14 protein-coding genes are annotated in these 18,288 nt (G+C 51.3%); 7 read left to right on the top strand and 7 right to left on the bottom strand.

From position 1 onward, the window contains the following. The first annotated feature begins 201 nt into the window (after positions 1–201). From N7E73_RS02120 to N7E73_RS02100, 5 genes are all read left to right on the top strand, one after another. Complete coding sequence (locus N7E73_RS02120) at positions 202–1,512, top strand: DUF4340 domain-containing protein (RefSeq protein ID WP_432737215.1); 1,311 nt, start codon at positions 202–204, stop codon at positions 1,510–1,512. Between the two features lie 36 nt (positions 1,513–1,548). Then, positions 1,549–1,770: a DNA-directed RNA polymerase subunit omega gene (gene rpoZ / locus N7E73_RS02115; protein ID WP_432737214.1), complete on the top strand. Its 222-nt coding sequence runs from the start codon at positions 1,549–1,551 to the stop codon at positions 1,768–1,770. Between the two features lie 3 nt (positions 1,771–1,773). Next, positions 1,774–2,880: a molecular chaperone DnaJ gene (gene dnaJ, locus N7E73_RS02110; protein ID WP_432737212.1), complete on the top strand. Its 1,107-nt coding sequence runs from the start codon at positions 1,774–1,776 to the stop codon at positions 2,878–2,880. A 1-nt stretch (position 2,881) separates the two neighbouring features. Continuing rightward, positions 2,882–3,358: a cyclic pyranopterin monophosphate synthase MoaC gene (gene moaC, locus N7E73_RS02105; RefSeq protein WP_432737211.1), complete on the top strand. Its 477-nt coding sequence runs from the start codon at positions 2,882–2,884 to the stop codon at positions 3,356–3,358. 219 nt (positions 3,359–3,577) lie between these two features. Continuing rightward, a complete protein-coding gene (locus N7E73_RS02100) occupies positions 3,578–5,377 on the top strand; it encodes a tetratricopeptide repeat protein (RefSeq protein ID WP_432737210.1) in 1,800 nt (599 codons plus the stop codon). Positions 5,378–5,455: 78 nt separating this feature from the next. On the opposite strand, the gene N7E73_RS02095 is transcribed toward N7E73_RS02100, so the two are convergent. Next, a complete protein-coding gene (locus tag N7E73_RS02095; protein WP_432737209.1) occupies positions 5,456–8,239 on the bottom strand; it encodes a M16 family metallopeptidase in 2,784 nt (927 codons plus the stop codon). 522 nt (positions 8,240–8,761) lie between these two features. Between N7E73_RS02095 and N7E73_RS02090 the strand changes: the two genes are divergently transcribed. Next, entirely contained in the window at positions 8,762–9,412 is a 651-nt protein-coding gene (locus tag N7E73_RS02090; protein WP_432737207.1) for a succinate dehydrogenase/fumarate reductase cytochrome b subunit, read from the top strand. 236 nt (positions 9,413–9,648) lie between these two features. Here N7E73_RS02090 and gatA read toward each other — a convergent pair whose 3' ends face one another. The 6 genes from gatA to N7E73_RS02060 all read right to left on the bottom strand — a co-directional run bounded on the left by gatA (position 9,649) and on the right by N7E73_RS02060 (position 17,767). Then, positions 9,649–11,112 carry an Asp-tRNA(Asn)/Glu-tRNA(Gln) amidotransferase subunit GatA gene (gene gatA, locus N7E73_RS02085; protein WP_432737206.1) on the bottom strand — a complete coding sequence of 488 codons (1,464 nt, stop codon included), beginning with the start codon at positions 11,110–11,112 and terminating at the stop codon, positions 9,649–9,651. A 23-nt stretch (positions 11,113–11,135) separates the two neighbouring features. Next, a complete protein-coding gene (gene gatC / locus N7E73_RS02080) occupies positions 11,136–11,429 on the bottom strand; it encodes an Asp-tRNA(Asn)/Glu-tRNA(Gln) amidotransferase subunit GatC (RefSeq protein WP_432737204.1) in 294 nt (97 codons plus the stop codon). A 143-nt stretch (positions 11,430–11,572) separates the two neighbouring features. Next, complete coding sequence (locus tag N7E73_RS02075) at positions 11,573–13,639, bottom strand: hypothetical protein (protein WP_432737202.1); 2,067 nt, start codon at positions 13,637–13,639, stop codon at positions 11,573–11,575. Positions 13,640–13,819: 180 nt separating this feature from the next. Beyond that, complete coding sequence (gene dnaK, locus N7E73_RS02070) at positions 13,820–15,724, bottom strand: molecular chaperone DnaK (RefSeq protein ID WP_432737200.1); 1,905 nt, start codon at positions 15,722–15,724, stop codon at positions 13,820–13,822. Between the two features lie 87 nt (positions 15,725–15,811). Then, entirely contained in the window at positions 15,812–16,390 is a 579-nt protein-coding gene (gene grpE / locus N7E73_RS02065) for a nucleotide exchange factor GrpE (RefSeq protein WP_432737199.1), read from the bottom strand. A 165-nt stretch (positions 16,391–16,555) separates the two neighbouring features. Next, entirely contained in the window at positions 16,556–17,767 is a 1,212-nt protein-coding gene (locus tag N7E73_RS02060) for an aminopeptidase (RefSeq protein WP_432737197.1), read from the bottom strand. Between the two features lie 283 nt (positions 17,768–18,050). On the opposite strand from N7E73_RS02060, the gene N7E73_RS02055 reads away from it, so the two are divergent. Continuing rightward, complete coding sequence (locus N7E73_RS02055; protein WP_432737196.1) at positions 18,051–18,284, top strand: FeoA family protein; 234 nt, start codon at positions 18,051–18,053, stop codon at positions 18,282–18,284. Positions 18,285–18,288 lie beyond the last annotated feature (4 nt).

The raw sequence follows: 18,288 nt of genomic DNA, 5'->3' as shown, positions 1-18,288 counted from the left end.
CGTATGATTTCAATAAATGTCTGGAAAAAATCGGGTTTATAATATAATTTGACTATAAATCCGGATGTCGGGAATATCCGACTGAATAGATCGGGTATATTGCCTTAAAATATGTTGACGCGCAAGGAAATATTGTTTATTTTAATAAATTGCTCCATTGATGAATAAAGTTGCGAGTTTATAAATCCCAAGGTGCTGTCCGTGCTTAAAAGGTTCTTGATTTTTCTGGCTCTGGCCCTGATTCTCTGCGGAGCCTTTTATTATAGTTCGCCTGAAAAGCCCCTGGAACGCGATGAGCCTGTCTGGCCTGTGGTTGATGTCACGAAGGTAGACAGGATTGATGTGTGTGTTTCCGGTACGGATTGCTATTCTCTCGTACGCAGAACGGATGGCTGGGACGTTGTTCAAAGCGGCTGGACATTTAAACCCGAGGCTGATTCAGGTCGCGTAGAAGGGCTGCTGTCCGTGCTTGGGCAGGGTAAGGCCTTGCGTTATCTTGGCCGGGTTCCAACCGGGCATGCCGTTGAATACGGCCTGGAGTCTCCGAAAGTGCGAATTGCAACCGGAGGCGGGCAGGAGCTGTCCATGAGTGTAGGGGCACAGAGTCCTTCCGGTGAAGGTTTTTTTGCCTTAAATTCAAAAGAAACGGGTGATCTCTTTCTGCTGCCACAGGAATTTGTCCGGCAGTGTGAGTTCCCTGCGGATTATTACTACAACCTCTTTTTGCTCCGAGGCAACCCGGAGCAGATTTCTTCGATTTCTCTGGGCAGGGGAGGCTCTTTCCTGTGGACTCTGGGTCGTGTTGACGGTGAGTTCCAGTTTGTGTTTCCGGCGCCTCTCAGCGGCAAGTCTGCCAGCGGTGGCGATGTTGCGCTCCTGTTTCATTCGCTGCTGGAAACTCCCGCCAAAGGGGTTGTCAGGAGCGATGAATACGATAGGGGAGCGCTTGCCTTAAGTATAGAAGTTGTCTTCGCCGGCAAACACGCAGAGAAAATTGAGATTAGTGAAATTAAAGGGAACGGAGATTTTTTCCTGGCCAATTCGACCATGTGCAAGGGAAACTTCATCCTGACCAAGGAACATTTTGAGCAGCTGAATAAGAAAGCTTTTCAGATGCGCCAACGGAACGTCCTTTCTCTGGAAACTGGAAAGGTCGGTTCCATGCTTGTTTTGCAGGGCAATCAGACATTCAAGGGTCTGAAGTCCGACAAGACCTGGATTAATTTTGAGGATAAAAAGCCGCTCCTTGGTATTGACATGTCCTTGTGGCGACTTAATGAATTAAAATTCGAGGCGGAACCGGTTTTGAGCCTTCCGGATAAATCCGAAAAGGCGATGGAGCTCGAGTTGATGGATGGAAGCGGGGAGAGCCTTGTAAGGGTTTCCTTCTTTTCCGATCCCGGACTCCCGGCCGGACAATGCTGGCTCTCGCTTGGCGATGGCAATGGATACTATCCTGTTTCCAACAAATTGCTTGAAGACCTGCAGGGACAGATTCCTCTCAGAAAATAGCCGGGACACCGGTAAAACCATTGTGTTGGAGATAATATGGCAAGAATCACGGTAGAAGATTGTCTGGCAGAAGTCGGTAACAGATTCCTTATTGTCCAGATGGCCATTAAAAGAGTGAAGCAGTACCGCGAAGGGTACAGCCCTCTCATCGAATCCAAAAACAAAGAAATCGTAACCGCTCTCAGGGAAATCGCAGCCAGCAAGGTTCTCCCGGAGAGCTATCACACGGCTACAGGAAAAAAACCCGGTAGTGAATAAGTCATGTCCAAACGTTGTTATTACGAAGTATTAGAAGTTTCCAGAGAAGCGCAGGACGGGGAAATTAAAAGGGCCTATCGCAAGAAGGCCATGGAATTTCACCCGGACCGCAATCCTGGCGATTCTGAAGCCGAAGATAAATTCAAGGAAGCTGCGGAAGCCTATGAGGTTTTACGTGATCCCGAAAAGAGATCCCGTTATGACCGTTACGGCCATGCCGGAATGAACGGCGGGTACGGCGGATTCCAGTCTTCTGAAGATATTTTCGGTGCTTTCGGCGATATTTTCGGTGATATTTTCGGATTCGGCGGCCGCAGTGCAAATCGCATGCAGGCAGGATCAGACCTGCGTTACAACCTGACTGTATCATTCCGTGATGCAGCCAAGGGCACAGAGGTCGAGCTGAATATTCCTGTCACGGATACCTGCGATACCTGCGGAGGCAGCGGTTCCGCTCCTGGAACTACTCCTGAGACATGTTCCCACTGTGGGGGACGCGGTTCCATTGAACAGACGCAGGGCTTTTTCAGGATTTCCGTTCCCTGCCCGGCATGTAACGGCAAGGGCAAGGTCATCACCAAGCCCTGTTCCGAGTGTCGCGGTGCGGGGTATGTTCGTAAACAGAAAAATCTTAACGTGCGGATTCCTGCAGGGGTGGATAACGGTTCCCGTCTGCGGCTTCGCGGTGAGGGGGAAGCCGGACTTAACGGCGGACCTCACGGCGACCTGTACGTTGTAATAACCGTGGAGCCGGATAAGGTCTTCAGACGTCAGGGACAGGATCTGGTCCTGACAACTGAAGTTACCTTTGTTCAAGCCGCCCTTGGTCACAAGATTGAGATTCCTACTCTGGATGATCCCGTTGAAATGGATGTTCCCAAAGGAACCCAGTCAGGAGAAGTCTTCCAGTTGCGAGGTCTCGGCATGCCTTACCTCGGCAGCAGCCACAAGGGTGACCTGCTTGTTGAAGTCAAGGTTGTGACTCCCACCGGACTGAACAGCAGGCAGGAAGAGCTTCTTCGTGAATTTGCGGCTCTTGATGAAGAGAAGCCCATGAAGAAGGTTAAAAAGCTTTTCAAGAAAGCCAAAGACAAAGTGATGGGTGAGTAGTATGAGCGAGTTTTCCCACATTGATGCCAACGGCAATGCCGTTATGGTGGACGTGGCCGCCAAGGTCGATACAGTTCGCAAGGCCATAGCCAGAGGCAAGGTCATTCTTAATGAGAAGACCTTCAGAATGCTGCAGCAGCAGGCCCTTCCTAAAGGAGATGCTCTTGCAGCAGCCAAGCTGGCAGGTATCATGGGGGCAAAGGAGACTCATCGTCTTATCCCGCTCTGTCATCCTATTGCACTCAGCTATGTTGATGTTCGTTTTGCCGTCAATGAAGCGGATTTTACCATCGGCATTGAGGCCGAGGCCCGCTGTACCGGCAAGACCGGAGTAGAAATGGAAGCACTTATTGCGGTCCAGATCGCAGCGGCTACAATTTACGATATGTGCAAGGCCGTGCAGAAGGACGTAATCATTTCAGATTGCCGACTCGTGTATAAGGAAGGCGGCAAGTCCGGAGTGTTTAAGGCCGAGTAAGGGGACTTTGACTTAAGGACAGGATCTTGCTGAAAATGTCCGAACCTTCAAGATGCATTGCAGTCTTCTTCGATCAATAGATATTGCAAAGACAGGGTCCTGCTGATTTATATCAGCAGGGCCCTTTTCTTTTGCTAAAATACCTCGGGAGACTTACTATTATAGTGAGAGCAAAGTTGTTGTATCTGTGTATGTACCGGATCAGCGGGGGATACGGTTATGAGATCAAGGGCAGTAAAATTGGTATTATTTGCGGTTTTAGTCGCTTTAGGATTTGGATGTGCGCGTCCGACTGGGCCGAAGGAAGCGTCCACTGTTGCGGTCAAAGAAGTCGTGGCGGAGAAAGCTGATGTCCAACAGAAGCAGCCCGGTGTTGCTGTTGAACGGTCAGGGAGTATGGAAAGGCTGTCTGACATGGAGATTCTGGATACAAACGAAGTTGCGCATGAGGCTGGTATTGCTGCCAGATCTGGGGAAACCGTGGTTGAGAAGACAGTCAGGCAACATGTGACCGGGGAAATTTCGCCAGCCCAGGCCCGCATGTTTGCAGTGAGCCGTGCCAAACAGGATGCACTTCAGGAAGCCGGAAGCTATCTTGAAACCATGACCCTGGTGCGCGAAGGGAAGCTTCAGCAGAGCGAAGTCATGGCTCTGGCCGTGGGGGTGCTCAAGACGGAGGTCGTCAGCGAACGGCAGTTCATGGACGGAAATATTTTCTGTATGGAGGCAGTGGTCAAGGTTGTGGTTGATCCTTCTATCCTTGAAGAGAGGGTTAAGAAGCTTCTTGCCGATCGTGGACATCTGGACAAAATCAGGATTGTTCAGGAGCAGAACAACAGGCTTCTGGCAAAGATTGACGAACTTGAAAAGGAAAACAGCAGGCTCAAGAAAACTCCGGAAGAGGCGAAGATTCTCAGAGAGGATCTGGATAAGGCCGGTAAAGGGCTGAGTGCCCTGGATTGGATTATCAGGGCTGAAAAACTCTGGGATGACAAGAAAGTAACAGATCCTTACAAAGCAATCGCGTATCTTAGTGAAGCCATAGAGATTGATCCTGAAAATCCCATTGCGTATACTAATCGAGGTCTGTCTTACGCAGAGATCGGTGAGGACCGCAAAGCGATGGACGACTATGACCGCGCTATTGAACTGGAGCCCCGTAATCATTACGCCTATCACAACCGTGGAGCTGCCTATGACCAGCTGGGCCAGCCGCAGAGAGCTATAGACGATTTTACAAAAGCGATCGAAATAGATCCCGGAGATTACAAATCTTACTCAAGCCGAGGACTTGTCCATGATCGGCTGGGACAGCTTCGTCTGGCTCTGGAAGATTACAATCGTGCCATTGAAATCAATCCTAATTATGAAGTTGCCTACAACAACATTGGTGCCGCGTATACCAGCCGCGGGATGTTCGATAAAGGCGTCGAATATTTAAGCAGGGCAATTGCCAAGTTCCCATGGTATGTCCATTCATATTTCAATCGAGGTATAGCGTACTACAATATGGGTAAACTTCAGGAAGCCGTGGATGACTTCAGCCGGGCTATCAAGATCGACCCGGAGCACGCCCATGCTTACCGGGGTAGAGGGATTATAGTCTATAAGCTCGGAAAACACTCTCAGGCATTGGAGGATTTTACTAAATCCCTTGAAATTGAACCCAATAATGCTGAAGCGCATTACAACCGGGGAACAATCTACGGGAAACTCGACCAGCCCGATCTGGCTATGCAGGATTTCAACAAGGCCATCGAGTTCAACCCTAGATATGGTGCTGCCTACAGCAGCCGGGGGGACATCTATCTGGATCGCAAGCAGTATCAGCTTGCAATAAACAATTACAATATGGCCATTGAAATCAATCCGAAGGACTTGCGGAGCTATTACAACCGCGGCTTGTGCTACCTGAATCTGGGGCAGGGCGGTCCCGGATGCAGGGATGCCCGCATCGCCTGCGAAATGGGCAATTGCCAACTGCTCAAGAAAGCGCAGATGTATGATTTATGTCCGTAAAACTTGCGTGGCACTGGGATGGGAATAATGAAATGAAAAAACGGCCCCGGTTTGAAAACCGGGGCCGTTTTTCATTTATCAGGGCTTGACTGTCAGTGTATAGCGATCATTCCAGTTTATATATTTCTTGATAAGTTCACGGACCTGAGCAGGGCTCATTTTATTTGCCCTTTCAATCAGCTTGATATCAAGGTCCGGCTCGAACCCTTTTATGATCAGGCTTGCAGATTCCTGGCTTCGGGAGAGCAGGCTCTGATGTTCCTGATAGTATTCGCCATTAAGAATATTTCGGGCTCGGACGATTTCATTTTCAGGAAGATCCTCGGATCTGAGCATGGCAACGGTTTTTTCAAATCCAGCCATGGCCTGCTCAAGCTGTTCGGGCTTGGTTCCGATGTAAAAGGCCATGAAACCGGTCTTCGGAGCCTGCCACAGAAACGCGGTGACGGTATATCCCAGTCCCTGTTTGTCCCGCAGGTCTCGGAACAGCAGTCCGCTCTGTCCTGCAAGTGCTGCACGAAGCAATGAGAGTCCTGCGGTACTTTCCTTATCTTCCATGCCCGGAACCGGGAAGACAACCATCAAATGTGCCTGATTGCGGTCAGGCAGGGTAAGGTTGAGATCCTTGGTGGTTCCCCATTGCGGAGCAGTCATGCCCAGTTGTCTGGTCTGCTTGACCAGCTTCCCGTCTATTTCGCTGGCGAACTTCTCAATTGCCGCACGGTCATAATCACCGCAGACGGCAATAACGAAGGGGCGGGTGGATTGATTGGCCCAGTAGTCCCTGATTTCTTTTTCACTGAATTCAGCAACCTTTTCCGGCATACCGAGGTGGAAGTAGGAGTAGCTCCCATCCTTGTAAAGGAATGGGAAAATATTCCTGAATGCGAGGCTCAGGGGACGGTCTTCCTTGCGCTTAATGGACGAGACCTGATCCTGTCTGGCCCGGTCCAGCTCCTCAGGAGCAAAACGCGGGGCGGTGATTACTTCGTTTATGAGCGGAAGCATGTCTGAAGTGAAACGGGAGGGAAACTTGGCATTGATGGCAAAAACTTCACGTCCTGCTGTGGCTCCAATGGATGCAGCTCGGTCGGAAATAAAGTCCTCAAGTTCCGTTGCGTTCATGGAAGCAGTTCCACGAGTCAGGCTTTGAGATGTGAGTGCCGCCAGACCCTGCATATCCGGACTCAGGTCCGCGTCCCCGCCGACCCAGTACATGGAAATTGCTGTATAGGGCAGTGTTTCATCAGGAATGAATACGAGCTTGCTGCCACCTGCCATCTCGATTGTTGCAGCATCTCCGGGGCCATCGGTTGCAACGTTGCCGGAAGCTTTTTCTTTTGCAGGCCAGTAGGTCTTAACAGCTTTTTCCAGCTTATCCGCATCGGCTTTCGTGCCTTCAGGAAGCAGCATGCAGGTGGCAAGCCTTTCGGGAACAAAATATTCCTCGTAAAGCTTCTGCAACTGATCCCGGGTGATGTTGCGCAGGTCATAGAGATAGTTATCCTCAGCCTGCTGTCCTCCTTCGAAGAATTGGAAATAACCGAGTTTGGAAGCCAGACCGGACAGGGTTTCCTTGGTCAGGAACAGAGAGTCCTCTAAGTTCAGGGCTACACGGTCCATTTCGCGGTCAGTGAATTCGCTGAAGTCGATCACGGCAAGTTCTGCCATGAGTTCCTTCCAGAATTCGTCAACGCGATCGGCATCGAGGGTTGCAAAAATATAAAGCATGCCTGCCCGCTCAAGGGTCAGGGAGGACACGGATATGCTGTCCACCATACGCTTTTCATATTTGAATTTGCGGTAGAGCCGTGAAGTTTCGCCGCCGCCCAGAAGCTCGCAGAGCATTTCCAGTCCTGCAGTCTTGGCAGAGCTGAGACCCGGTATGGGGAAAGCAGCTCCGATGTAGGCCTTGTTCCATTTGCCGGGAATAATCTTGACCGTGGTTCTGCTCTCGGCAGGAATTTCAAAAGTGCTCGGCGGAACTACAGGTTTCTTATCCTTGATGGAGCCGCAGAGTCGTTCCGCTTCCCTGACCACTTCTTCGGGATTTATTTTGCCGACAACACTCAACAGCATGGATTGCGGCTGATAAAGACGGTCTATGTACGCATGAATATCGTCAGCGGTTATGCCGGATACAGTGTCGCGGTAGCCGATGATGGGCCACTGATAGCTGTTGCCCTTCCATACGATGGACTGCAGGGTCTTGAATATTCTGCTTCCGGGATTGTCTTCGCCCCTTTCCAGTTCGGAAAGTACAACTTCGCGTTCAGACCTGAGTTCATCTGGATCAATGGCAGCATTGAAGGTCATGTCGGTGACGATGTCCATTCCAAGCTTCCATTCTTTTTCTGGTACTTCAACGTAGTATACAGTGTAGTCGAAGCTGGTGGCGGCATTCATATCACCACCCACGGACTCGATTGCCATGGCAGTCTGTCCGGGACCGCGTGTGGAAGTTCCCTTAAATACCATGTGCTCAAGCAGGTGGCTTATGCCGGCCTGCGATGGGTCTTCATAAGCTGATCCGGCATGGACAAAAAGGCGCACGTTTACAAGCGGAAAACGGTTGTCTTCTTTGATAAGTAAAGACATGCCGTTTTTAAGTTTGATGACGTGAGGACCTTCCCCGGAGGCAAGTGCCTGAGAAATTTCCTTCTGCAATTCAGCGGAAGCGATCTGCTCAGCAGTGTTATCATCCGTCTGCCGGATTGACTGTGCAACAGCTTCGGGCGCGTGCTGACCGGCGGTTTTGTTTTCGCTCAGCACAGCGTTGTTGCCGTCAGTACTTGTTGTATCAATCCTCTCGATTTTACATCCGGCACTCATCAGCAGCGCTCCGAGAAGAAAGGTGAACATGAAAAATTTTTCAAATCTGAATCCTTTGAGGACCCAACAGGCCCTGTAATTTTGTCGTGGGACCATGTCTTTTAAACTCCCGTATGTCAATCAGGTTTGGATGGAATCCTATCATCAGTAGTAGAGGGCAAATAACAAAAGACCATGATGACTGACGATATATGTAATCTCCGGAAACAGGCAGGTCAACGTTTGGCACAACATTATAAGTAATGATGGACTTGTCTTCTTTGTAAATTCGAATGAGCACTGAATTGCTTCGGTGTTGGGAAAAATAAATTCAGCCAGTAATTTTTCCAGAACAGCCCTAAAATTTCATGGAATAAAGCCTGAGAGATGCGAAGAGTAGATATTGTTTGCGAAATTCGTAAAATGAGTAAACAGAGAACAGATTAACAGCCGGTTATCGGCGCGGGCGCATGTTTAAGTTGATTGACAAAACAATTCGCTAGGGACATTATCTCGATTCTTTTAATACCGGTTGCGAGGTATTTTTAATCCAATCATTCAATGGAGGTGCTGATGTCTTTCAACTCTACAGTCACCCCTGCAAGGCGAGGCAGGAGTGATGCTATTCTGGATTGGCTCCAGATGTTTTCAGGTGTGGCTCTTATCATTTTTGTATTCATGCATATGAGCCTTGTCTCAAGCGTAATCGTAAGCCCCAATATTATGGATTCCATTGCGCATACCTATGAAGAGAATTACATGGCCCAGATCGGCGGTCCGATTCTCTTCCTGCTCTTCCTTTTCCACTTCTACCTTGCAGCTCGCAAGATCCCTTTCAGACTGGAAGGCCAGAAAACCATCTGGAAGCATGCCAAAATGCTCAAGCACAGGGATACCTGGCTCTGGGTCGTTCAGGTTGTTTCCGCCATGCTCATCCTTGTGATGGGCGCCATCCACATGTGGGCTGTTCTCAGCGACCTGCCTATTACCGCAGCACGGTCCGCACAGCGTATTCAGTCCGGTCCGTGGATTTATTTTTATCTTGTTCTTGCCCCGCTGGTGGTCATGCACGTAGTCGCCGGCCTGTACCGCATTGCCGTAAAATGGGGTTTCATCCGCGATTATCAGAGAGGCGGACTCAACAAGTTTGCCACCGGCCTTGCAGTGTTCTTCATCTGCATCGGTCTGGCAACTCTCGTTCGCTTTATGACACTTAGTGCATAATTTTGCCTCGGAGGCCCTGTCGGGGGCCTTAAGCCCTTTTGCAAAAGGGTTAAAGAATTCCAAAGCCTTTTGTTCTGCTTCGCATATAGCCCGTCAAAGCTGTCTTCGAAGTAACGTAAATACAAAAGGCCCTGCTGAACTCGTTCAGCAGGGCCTTTTCTTTGCACAATTTTAAAAGCCACTCGGCGAAGCCCTATCAAAAGTTTCTTTGGTCCCCGAAGGGCTGCCGGAGGCATTTAGATTTTCACTTTAGGAAGCTTGGGCAGACTTTTTTCAAGGATATGTGCTGCCTGAAGCATGGTCTTTTCTTCGAAAGCAGGGGCCATGAGCTGCAGGCCGACCGGCATGTTGGTGTCTTTTCCGAAACCTACGGGCAGGGACATCCCGGGCATTCCCACGAGGTTGAGGGAGATGGTGAAAATGTCCATGAGATACATCTGCAGCGGATCGGCGGTCAGTTCGCTTACGGGAAATGCGGTGGTGGGGCATGCCGGACCGGCGATGAGGTCGCAGGATTCAAACGCCTTGAGGAAATCCTCGCGCAGCAGGCGGCGGATCTGTGCAGCCTTGCGGTAATAGGCATCGTAGTATCCGGCGGAAAGAACGTAGGTTCCGATGATGATGCGGCGTTGAACTTCGTCACCGAAAGCTTCGGTGCGGGATTTGGTGTACAGGTCGATGAGCTCCTTGGGGTCCTTGGAACGGTGTCCGTAGCGCACTCCGTCGAAGCGGGACAGGTTGGAGCTCGCTTCAGCCATTGCGATGATGTAGTAGGTGGCAATGGCGTACTCGGTCATGGAAAGTTTTACGGGTACGGTTTTGGCACCCAGTTCCTCGGCCTTGGCGATTGCGGCGCGGCATGCTTCGGAGACTTCTGCGGACAGGCCTTCGCCCCAGTATTCTTCGGGCAGGCCGATGGTAAGGCCGGAAAGGTCGGTGCGCTCTGACAGGGCCGCAACAAAATCTTCCATGGGGCGATCAACGGAAGTGGAGTCGCGATTGTCATGACCTCCGATTACGTTAAGCACGCGGGCAGAGTCCTCTACGGTTCTGGTCATGGGGCCGATCTGGTCCAGCGAAGAACCGTAAGCGATCATGCCGTAACGGGAAACACGCCCATAGGTGGGCTTGACGCCTACACAGCCGCAGAATGATGCAGGAAGACGGATGGAACCCCCGGTATCCGTTCCGAGGGCTGCAAAGCACTGGCCTGCAGCGATGGTCGCACCGGAACCGCCGGATGAGCCTCCGGGTACGCGGCTGGGGTCCCAGGGGTTGGTGGTGGTCTTGTAGGCCGAGTTTTCAGTGGTGGAACCCATAGCGAATTCGTCCATGTTGGCCTTGCCGATGATTATGGCCCCGGCTTCTTTGAGCCTTGCAACAGCAGTTGCATCATAGAAGGGGGTGAATCCCTCAAGAATCTTGGAGCCTGCAGTGGTGGGAACGCCTTTGGTCGCAAGGACGTCCTTGACTACAACCGGAACACCCCAGAGCGGCTTGGATGAGTCCGGGCCCTTTTCGTCCATCTCTGCGGCAAGTTTAAGGGCTTCTTCTACGCAGACAGCAAGCAGGGCCTTGGTTTCTGGCTCGGTCTTTTCGATCTGGTCGAGGCAGGCTTTAACAGCTTCAACAGCAGTTGCTTCACCGGCCATGAGCATGGAATATATTTCAGTTAATGATTTTTCTATGAGTGAGGACATTATCTTTACCCGCAAGTATTCGGTTAAACAATTCTGGGGACAATGAAGTACTGGCCGTCGGAAGCGGGAGCATTGGAGAGGACTTCTTCCCTGCTGTGCTCTTTCTTCACTTCATCCTTGCGAAGCACGGTAGTATGTTCCACCGGGCTGAACATGGGTTCCACGTCCGAGGTATCGATTTCGTTCAGCTTGTCCATGTATGAGAGGATGTTGTTGAGCTGACCTGCAAACAGGGCGGTCTTCTCATCGGACAGGTCCAGACGGGCCAGTCGCGCAACGCGGGCGACCTCTTCTAAATTGAGCTTTTCATCACTCATTGAATTCTCCTTTTATTGATGCCTTCGACGGTCAAAGGCTGCTGCAGCTTTTGAAATCCCGGATGATCTTTTGTCTCATCCTTTCGGGATACTGTCGGGGAAATTGATGATGCCGACGGAGGCATACTTTAAACACAATGTTTTTAATTATCTGCCTTGGATCCCTTTAACTCGGCAGCTTCTTTCTTCGCTTCAAGCTCGGCCTGTTTTTCTTCCCAGGCTTTAACTCGGGCAACTCTTCTTGCCTTGGCGCGAGAAAGCGTATCGCTGACTATACTGGCGTCAACACGGGTCTTCCCGTTCTGTTCCGGGCGGAAGAGGTAAAGCTTCTGGCTTGCGTGACCGGCTGAATCCCAGCTGATGGGCGCGAGACTGAAGTCCATGTGCTGGGCATCGGCAATACGGCTGTTTACTGTCTCGGGTGTCCATCCGGTCGAGAATGTGCCGAGCTTGCTGGAAAACTTGATGAAATCATATCCAAGCGCAACCCAGAAATCAGGGGTGCCGAGTCCTTCGTTCTCCATTACTTCCTTGAGTCTTCCGGCACCGTCACTGGCAGGCCACCATGCTCCGGGGGCAACGGTGAGTTTGAGGTTCTGCGCCTCTACATCACGGGCGGAGTTGAGTGCCTGACTCCAGAGTTCGGGACCCAGAAATACGAGGGTGTCCGCTTCATGGAAAAAGAAGTGCGGAATCAGCAACTGGGCCTGATGCCAGGTGTCGGGGATGAACACAGCACCGAAATCGGTTTCCGGCAACGGTGCGTCTTCATCAAGACCTGCGGCAATGTTCTGGGCCTTTTTCTCCGGGGCACGCACAAGCTTGCCGACAACCTTGCCCCACTGGGGGAAGTCGCGCGGAGGATACGATTCCATGCCGGTGATCTTTGCGCCTCGTTCGGAAGCTATGTTGAAGAATATCTGGGACATCTTGCGCCCGAAATTTTCCTGCGGATAGAGGATGGCGAACTTGGTAATTCCAAGATCGTCAATGGCAAGATCCAGTGAGGAGCGGATCTGGTCCTCGGGGCTGGAGAAGAATCTCCATGCCTCTTTTCCTTCTTCAAGGTTGCCGGGTTTGGCAAGGAAAGAGAAGGTGACCTTGTCCGAATAAATGCCGGACTGCTCAAGCTCCTTAAAGGCGTTGACACTGATGGGCCCGCCGATGACGGTATACCACGGCGGAAGATTCCGGAGCTTCTCTATCCAGCCCGGAGCCTCGGTGTTGATGACCTGTACATCCACGTCCAGCCCGGCCTTGGTCATTTCCCACTGTGCAGCTCCGGCCCCGCGGATGATTTTCCATCCGTATTCCTGAAAACGTCCGGATATGGGCAGAACAAGGGTAATGCCCACCCTGGGAATTCCGTATTTACCTTCAAGTTCGGCCACAATGTGATTGTACCACGGTTTGTCGGCGATCTGTCCGTTCTGGATGATGCCGGTCATAGTCCGCCATGCCATGGGCCAGTATTCCTTGGCCCCGGATTTGCGCATCGCCTGTTCGAAGCTGATGAGCTCGTAGGGAAATTTGAGGTTGGAACCTGCCGGGATAAGTGCGGCCATGGATTCCAGTTCCGAGTCACTATTGTCTTCAAGTCCTGCTGTGAACCAGTGTTCAAGTTCTTTCTGGTTGGCTTCTGCCGGGGCGATGGCGTAGAGACGCTCCAGTGCGCTCAGAGACTCGGCGTTCTGGGACATAGATGAAAGACGCTTACCTGCAGTGGAACGGATGTCCCAGGGCAGAAACGGGTCTTCCATTGCTGCTGCAAGGTGGGTGCGCAACTTGTCCAGTTCTTTGGTCGCCTTGAGTGTCTCGTAATAATAATCCTGCCAGACCGGGGAGTTGGTGGCTTCTGCGGAGAGCTTTTTCCACTGATCAAGCCGCGCCTCGGCTTCATGGTAGTGTCCAGCCTTGAAGGAACTTACTGCTAGACGTTCGGTAGCTGGCAGGATGGCGTTTGCAGGGATATCCTTGCGTTCCAGCAGCCGGGTGTAGAAAAGTTCACTGCTGACGTAATCCTTTTTCTGCCAGACCTGATCGGCTTTCTGGACCAGTTCGTGTGTGGAAAGCATGTCAACCGACATGGCCGGGGAAGTCCTTATCGGTTGTTTAGCCCCCATACAGCCGGAGCCTGCCACCGCAAAGGCAGCAAGCATAACCGTTACAAAAATATGCTGGAAAAGACGGCAGGTCTTATCTTTGTTCATATAATATCTCATGCAGAGTTTGTGGCCCATGTTCCGGGATTCGTCAAGGATTCTGAATTAAATGGATATGTCCGATGGTTCTTTTCAGGCCGGAGGAAACAAAAAAACCGGCCTCGCCGTTTTGGGCAAGGCCGGATTAAAGTATACTTTACCAGCTCGGCATGCAAGTGCCGGAAGAGCTTAGTTCTTAACTTCGGTGAAGTCGGCGTCTACGACGTCGTCATCGTCTTTTTTGGCGTTAGCTGCGCCTTCGGGGCCTGCTGCACCGGCATCCTGTGCCTGGTTCTGCTGGGCATAGAGCTGTTCAGCAAGCTTGTGGGAAGCCTGTGCCAGAGCATCAGTGGCCTGCTTGATGGTGTCGAGGTCGTCGGAATCCTGTACCTTCTTGAGGTCTTCGATCTTGGACTCGATGTCGGCCTTGAGGGCTGCATCAGCCTTGTCACCCATTTCGCGCAGGGACTTCTCGGTGGTGTAGATCAGGGAGTCAGCCTGGTTGCGCGCTTCGATGAGGGCCTGTTTCTTTTTGTCGTCTTCGGCATGGGCTTCAGCGTCCTTGACCATTCTCTGAATGTCGTCTTCGGACAGGCCGCTGGAAGCGGTGATGCGGATGGACTGTTCCTTTCCGGTTCCCATATCCTTAGCGGATACGTTAACGATACCGTTGGCATCGATGTCGAAGGTTACTTCAATCTGGGGCACGCCGCGCGGAGCTGCGGGAAGGCCGGTCAGTTCGAAGCGGCCCAGAGTCATGTTGTCAGCAGCCATGGGACGCTCACCCTGCAGAACGTGGATGGACACAGAGGGCTGGTTGTCAGCCGCAGTTGTGAACACCTGGCTCTTACGGGTCGGGATGGTGGTGTTTCTCTCGATGAGGTTGGTGAAAACACCGCCCATGGTTTCGATACCCAGAGACAGCGGGGTAACGTCGAGGAGCAGTACGTCCTTAACGTCACCGGCGAGGATACCGCCCTGAATGGATGCGCCCATTGCAACAACTTCGTCCGGGTTAACGGAACGGTTGGGTTCTTTGCCGAAGAATTCCTGTACCTTCTGCTGAACCAGAGGCATACGGGTCATACCGCCGACGAGGATTACTTCGTCGATGTCCGCTGCTGTGAGGCCTGCATCCTTGAGAGCCTTCTGGCAGGGGATCTTGGTGCGTTCGACCAGATCTTCAACCAGTTTTTCCAGCTTTGCGCGGGAAAGCTTGACCATAAGGTGCTTGGGACCGTTCTGGTCAGCGGTGATGAAGGGCAGGTTGACTTCGGTTTCCATGGCGGTGGAAAGCTCTTTTTTGGCTTTTTCACCGGCTTCTTTCAGGCGCTGCAGGGCCATGCGGTCCTGGGAAAGGTCAATGCCGTTTTCGCGCTTGAATTCTTCAACAAGGTATTTGATTACAGCGTTGTCGAAGTCTTCGCCGCCGAGGAAGGTGTCACCGTTGGTGGCACGTACTTCAACAACGTTGTCGCCTACTTCAAGGATGGAAATATCGAAGGTACCGCCGCCGAGGTCGAATACAGCGATCTTCTCGTTGGCTTTCTTGTCAAAGCCGTAAGCGAGAGATGCTGCGGTGGGCTCGTTGATGATACGTTTTACTTCGAGACCTGCAATACGGCCTGCATCCTTGGTTGCCTGACGCTGGGAGTCGTTGAAGTACGCGGGAACGGTGATAACCGCTTCGGTTACTTCTTCTCCGAGGTAGGTTTCAGCATCTTTTTTGAGCTGCTGCAGGATGATGGCGGAAATTTCAGAAGGGCTGTACTTCTTGCCTTCGATTTCAACCCATGCATCTCCGCCCTTGCCTTCCACAATGGGGTAGGGGCAGTGGTCAGCCCACTTCTTTACTTCAGGAGCGCTGAGCTGGCGACCCATGAGGCGTTTGATGGCGAAAACGGTTTTTTCAGGGTTGGTTACAGCCTGACGTTTGGCGATCTCGCCGACGAGGCGTTCTTTATTGGTAAAGCCCACGATGGACGGGGTGGTACGTCCGCCTTCAGGGTTGGTTACGCATTTGGGGTCTTTCCCTTCCATTACGTAAACACAGGAGTTGGTGGTACCGAGGTCGATTCCGATGATTTTAGACATATATAATTTCCTCCAGATAAAATTTCAGTTTCACTGCATTATGAACTAATGCCTTATTTACACTTGTAAAGTGCCGTACAAAAAAAACTAGGCAGTTTTGTTGACCATAACTTTGGCAGGGCGGATTACACGTCCTTTGAGCACGTATCCTCTCTGCATCATCTGGGCTATGCTTCCGTCAGGCAAGGTTGCCATCTGTGCCATGCCCATGGCTTCATGAAAATTGGGGTCAAATTCGTCGCCGACTTTGCCTATGGCTTCAAGGCCGTGTTTGCTGAGAGTGTCCAGAAACATCTTTCTGGTCATATCCACTCCGGTAACAAAGTCTTTGCATGCGTCGAGGTTCTGGGCATGGTCCAGTGCAAGGTCAAGGTTGTCCAGTACAGGCAGAAGGCTGGAAAGAATGGACTCCGCCGCGAACTTTTTCAGTTCTTCAGTCTCGCGGGCGAGTCTTCTCTTGATGTTTTCTGTTTCCGCCAGAGCCCGGAGCCTTTCATCCTTGGCTTCTCCCATAACATCACATGCGGGGCAGACGTGTTCACGGCAGAGAGCTTTGAGCTCGTCTTCGCTAAGGGTAACTTCATTCTCAGCAGTCGCGGTCTCTTCTGCTTCTGTTGCCGCGGTTTCCTGTTCAGTCATTTCTTTGGTATTTTCTTTTCCAGACATGGACTCTCCGGTATCATGAATTAGCGGCCTGAGCCTTTGAAAAAGGGCTGCCAGACCGCACAATTGGACAAATAAGCATCCCCATGATGTTGTCAACACATCCGGGGGGAGCAATTCGGATATTTTCGGATTTTTTTTAAATCATGCCATTCAGCGAATCTTCAATTAATCAATGAGGAAACGTCCTTTCTCGTAAACCGTGACCTTCTTTCCGTCTGCAAGATTCGCGGTCACCCGTTTATCCTCGGTATTGATCAGATCCCAGTGGATTGAGGACGTATTGAAGCCAAGCGAATCCATAAGCATTTTGTCCAGCATTTCCGGGGGGCCCGAGAATGTACCGCTCAGTGACTGTCCCAGAGCCAGATGGCAGCTGCCGTTTTCTCCACCGAAATTTTCATCAAGGATTGTCTGGGCCATGAAATGATCCACTCTGGAGATCGAGGCGTCGGTAAGAGAAAATTCTCCGACTCTTCTGGCTCCTCCATCGGCGCGCAACTGGTCGAGCAGGAAGCGTTCCCCGCCCATGGCCTTCACCCGCATGGCGATTCCGTCCATGAATTCAAGCTGGACTCCATATACGCTTTTATCCATATATAAGGAAGGCAGGTCCGCGAAATAGACTCCGTTGACTGTGCGGTGGTCGGGTGAAATGTATATTTCATATCCGGGAATATTATCTCCCGTTGCCCCGACCCAGCGGCGGTTGTCTCCTGGGGAGAAATAGAGGTCGCACAATTCGGACTGCACGCGCATGGACTTGATGTCCATGCCGGTCAGCCAGTCGGATATGTTTCCGGTTCGTTCGGCAATGCGCCTCCATTCCCGGACCGGGTCTGGCATATTGAGGTAGCATGCCCGCAGCAGCCGGCGGGTGTAGTCATCGAGGGTAAGGCCGGATTTGTCTGCAAGGGCCTGCGTGGGATAGACGCATTCAGTCCAGGACAGCCTTCCCTGCATTTTTCTTTTTTCTATGGACTGTCTGAACTGTTTTCCGGCGTTTCTGTTCTCCATGATGGACCGGGGGTCGACCTCGGCCATTGCCCCGACCTCTTCGGGGGCGTGGATGCGGATAACACCGGATGCCTGTGAGTACAGTTCCTGTCTGCCCGGAGGGTTGAATACTAGCTGGCCGTAACTTGAATTTATGTAAAGCTCGACCTTCATGGACGGGGTCAGTGCCGTTTCCATAACAGGGTGAAGGTGCCGTTCAATCAAGAGAGCAAAAAGGGCTTCCGCAAGCGGAGTTGCAAGATGGTCGTATCTGATTATGACGATCTCTTTGTTGGCGAGTTTTTTTCCCTTCTCGTTTTCAAGAGCCCAAAGTAGGATCTTGGAGTATTCACGCAGGTCTTCGTAAGTAATGATATTTCTCATGACAATATATTTTGGGGCTTGAAAAAGCAGGATTGCTGATTAATTACCTTAAATGCTTAACTGAAACTTATCCACTATAAAAGCGGGAGTGGCGAACCAGTTCTTTTAAAAGTATACGAAATAAGTATGGAGCTTGGCGCTCTGATTTATTATAAGAAATCATTGAGAGTTTGAGATTGACTTTCAATCACCTGTGGAGCACAACAGGGACCGAGCACTCTTGGGGCGGACCGGGGTGTGCCTGAAAATGTAAATCAAGATCAAGAAATATACGAGGGAAGGAATGTCAGTATCTCTTCGAACCATGAAGAAGGACCAGAAAGGCGTGGTTGTCGCTGTTAACGCCAGCGGTGAGTTGGGCCGCAGAATCCGGGATATGGGCCTTGTGCCCGGTACGGAGTTCATGGTCGTGGGCCGTGCTCCGCTGGAAGACCCGGTGGCTTTGCGCATGAAGGGTTTTACCCTTACCCTGCGCAATAACGAGGCTGACTTCATTACCGTGCAGCCGGAGGACTAGAGCA

Origin of the sequence: Maridesulfovibrio sp. FT414 (genome assembly GCF_050916235.1) — a bacterium.
In the GTDB taxonomy this organism is placed as follows: domain Bacteria; phylum Desulfobacterota; class Desulfovibrionia; order Desulfovibrionales; family Desulfovibrionaceae; genus Maridesulfovibrio.
The sequence above is the reverse complement of the archived record's forward strand: the minus strand, read 5'-3'. Positions and strand labels throughout refer to the sequence as shown.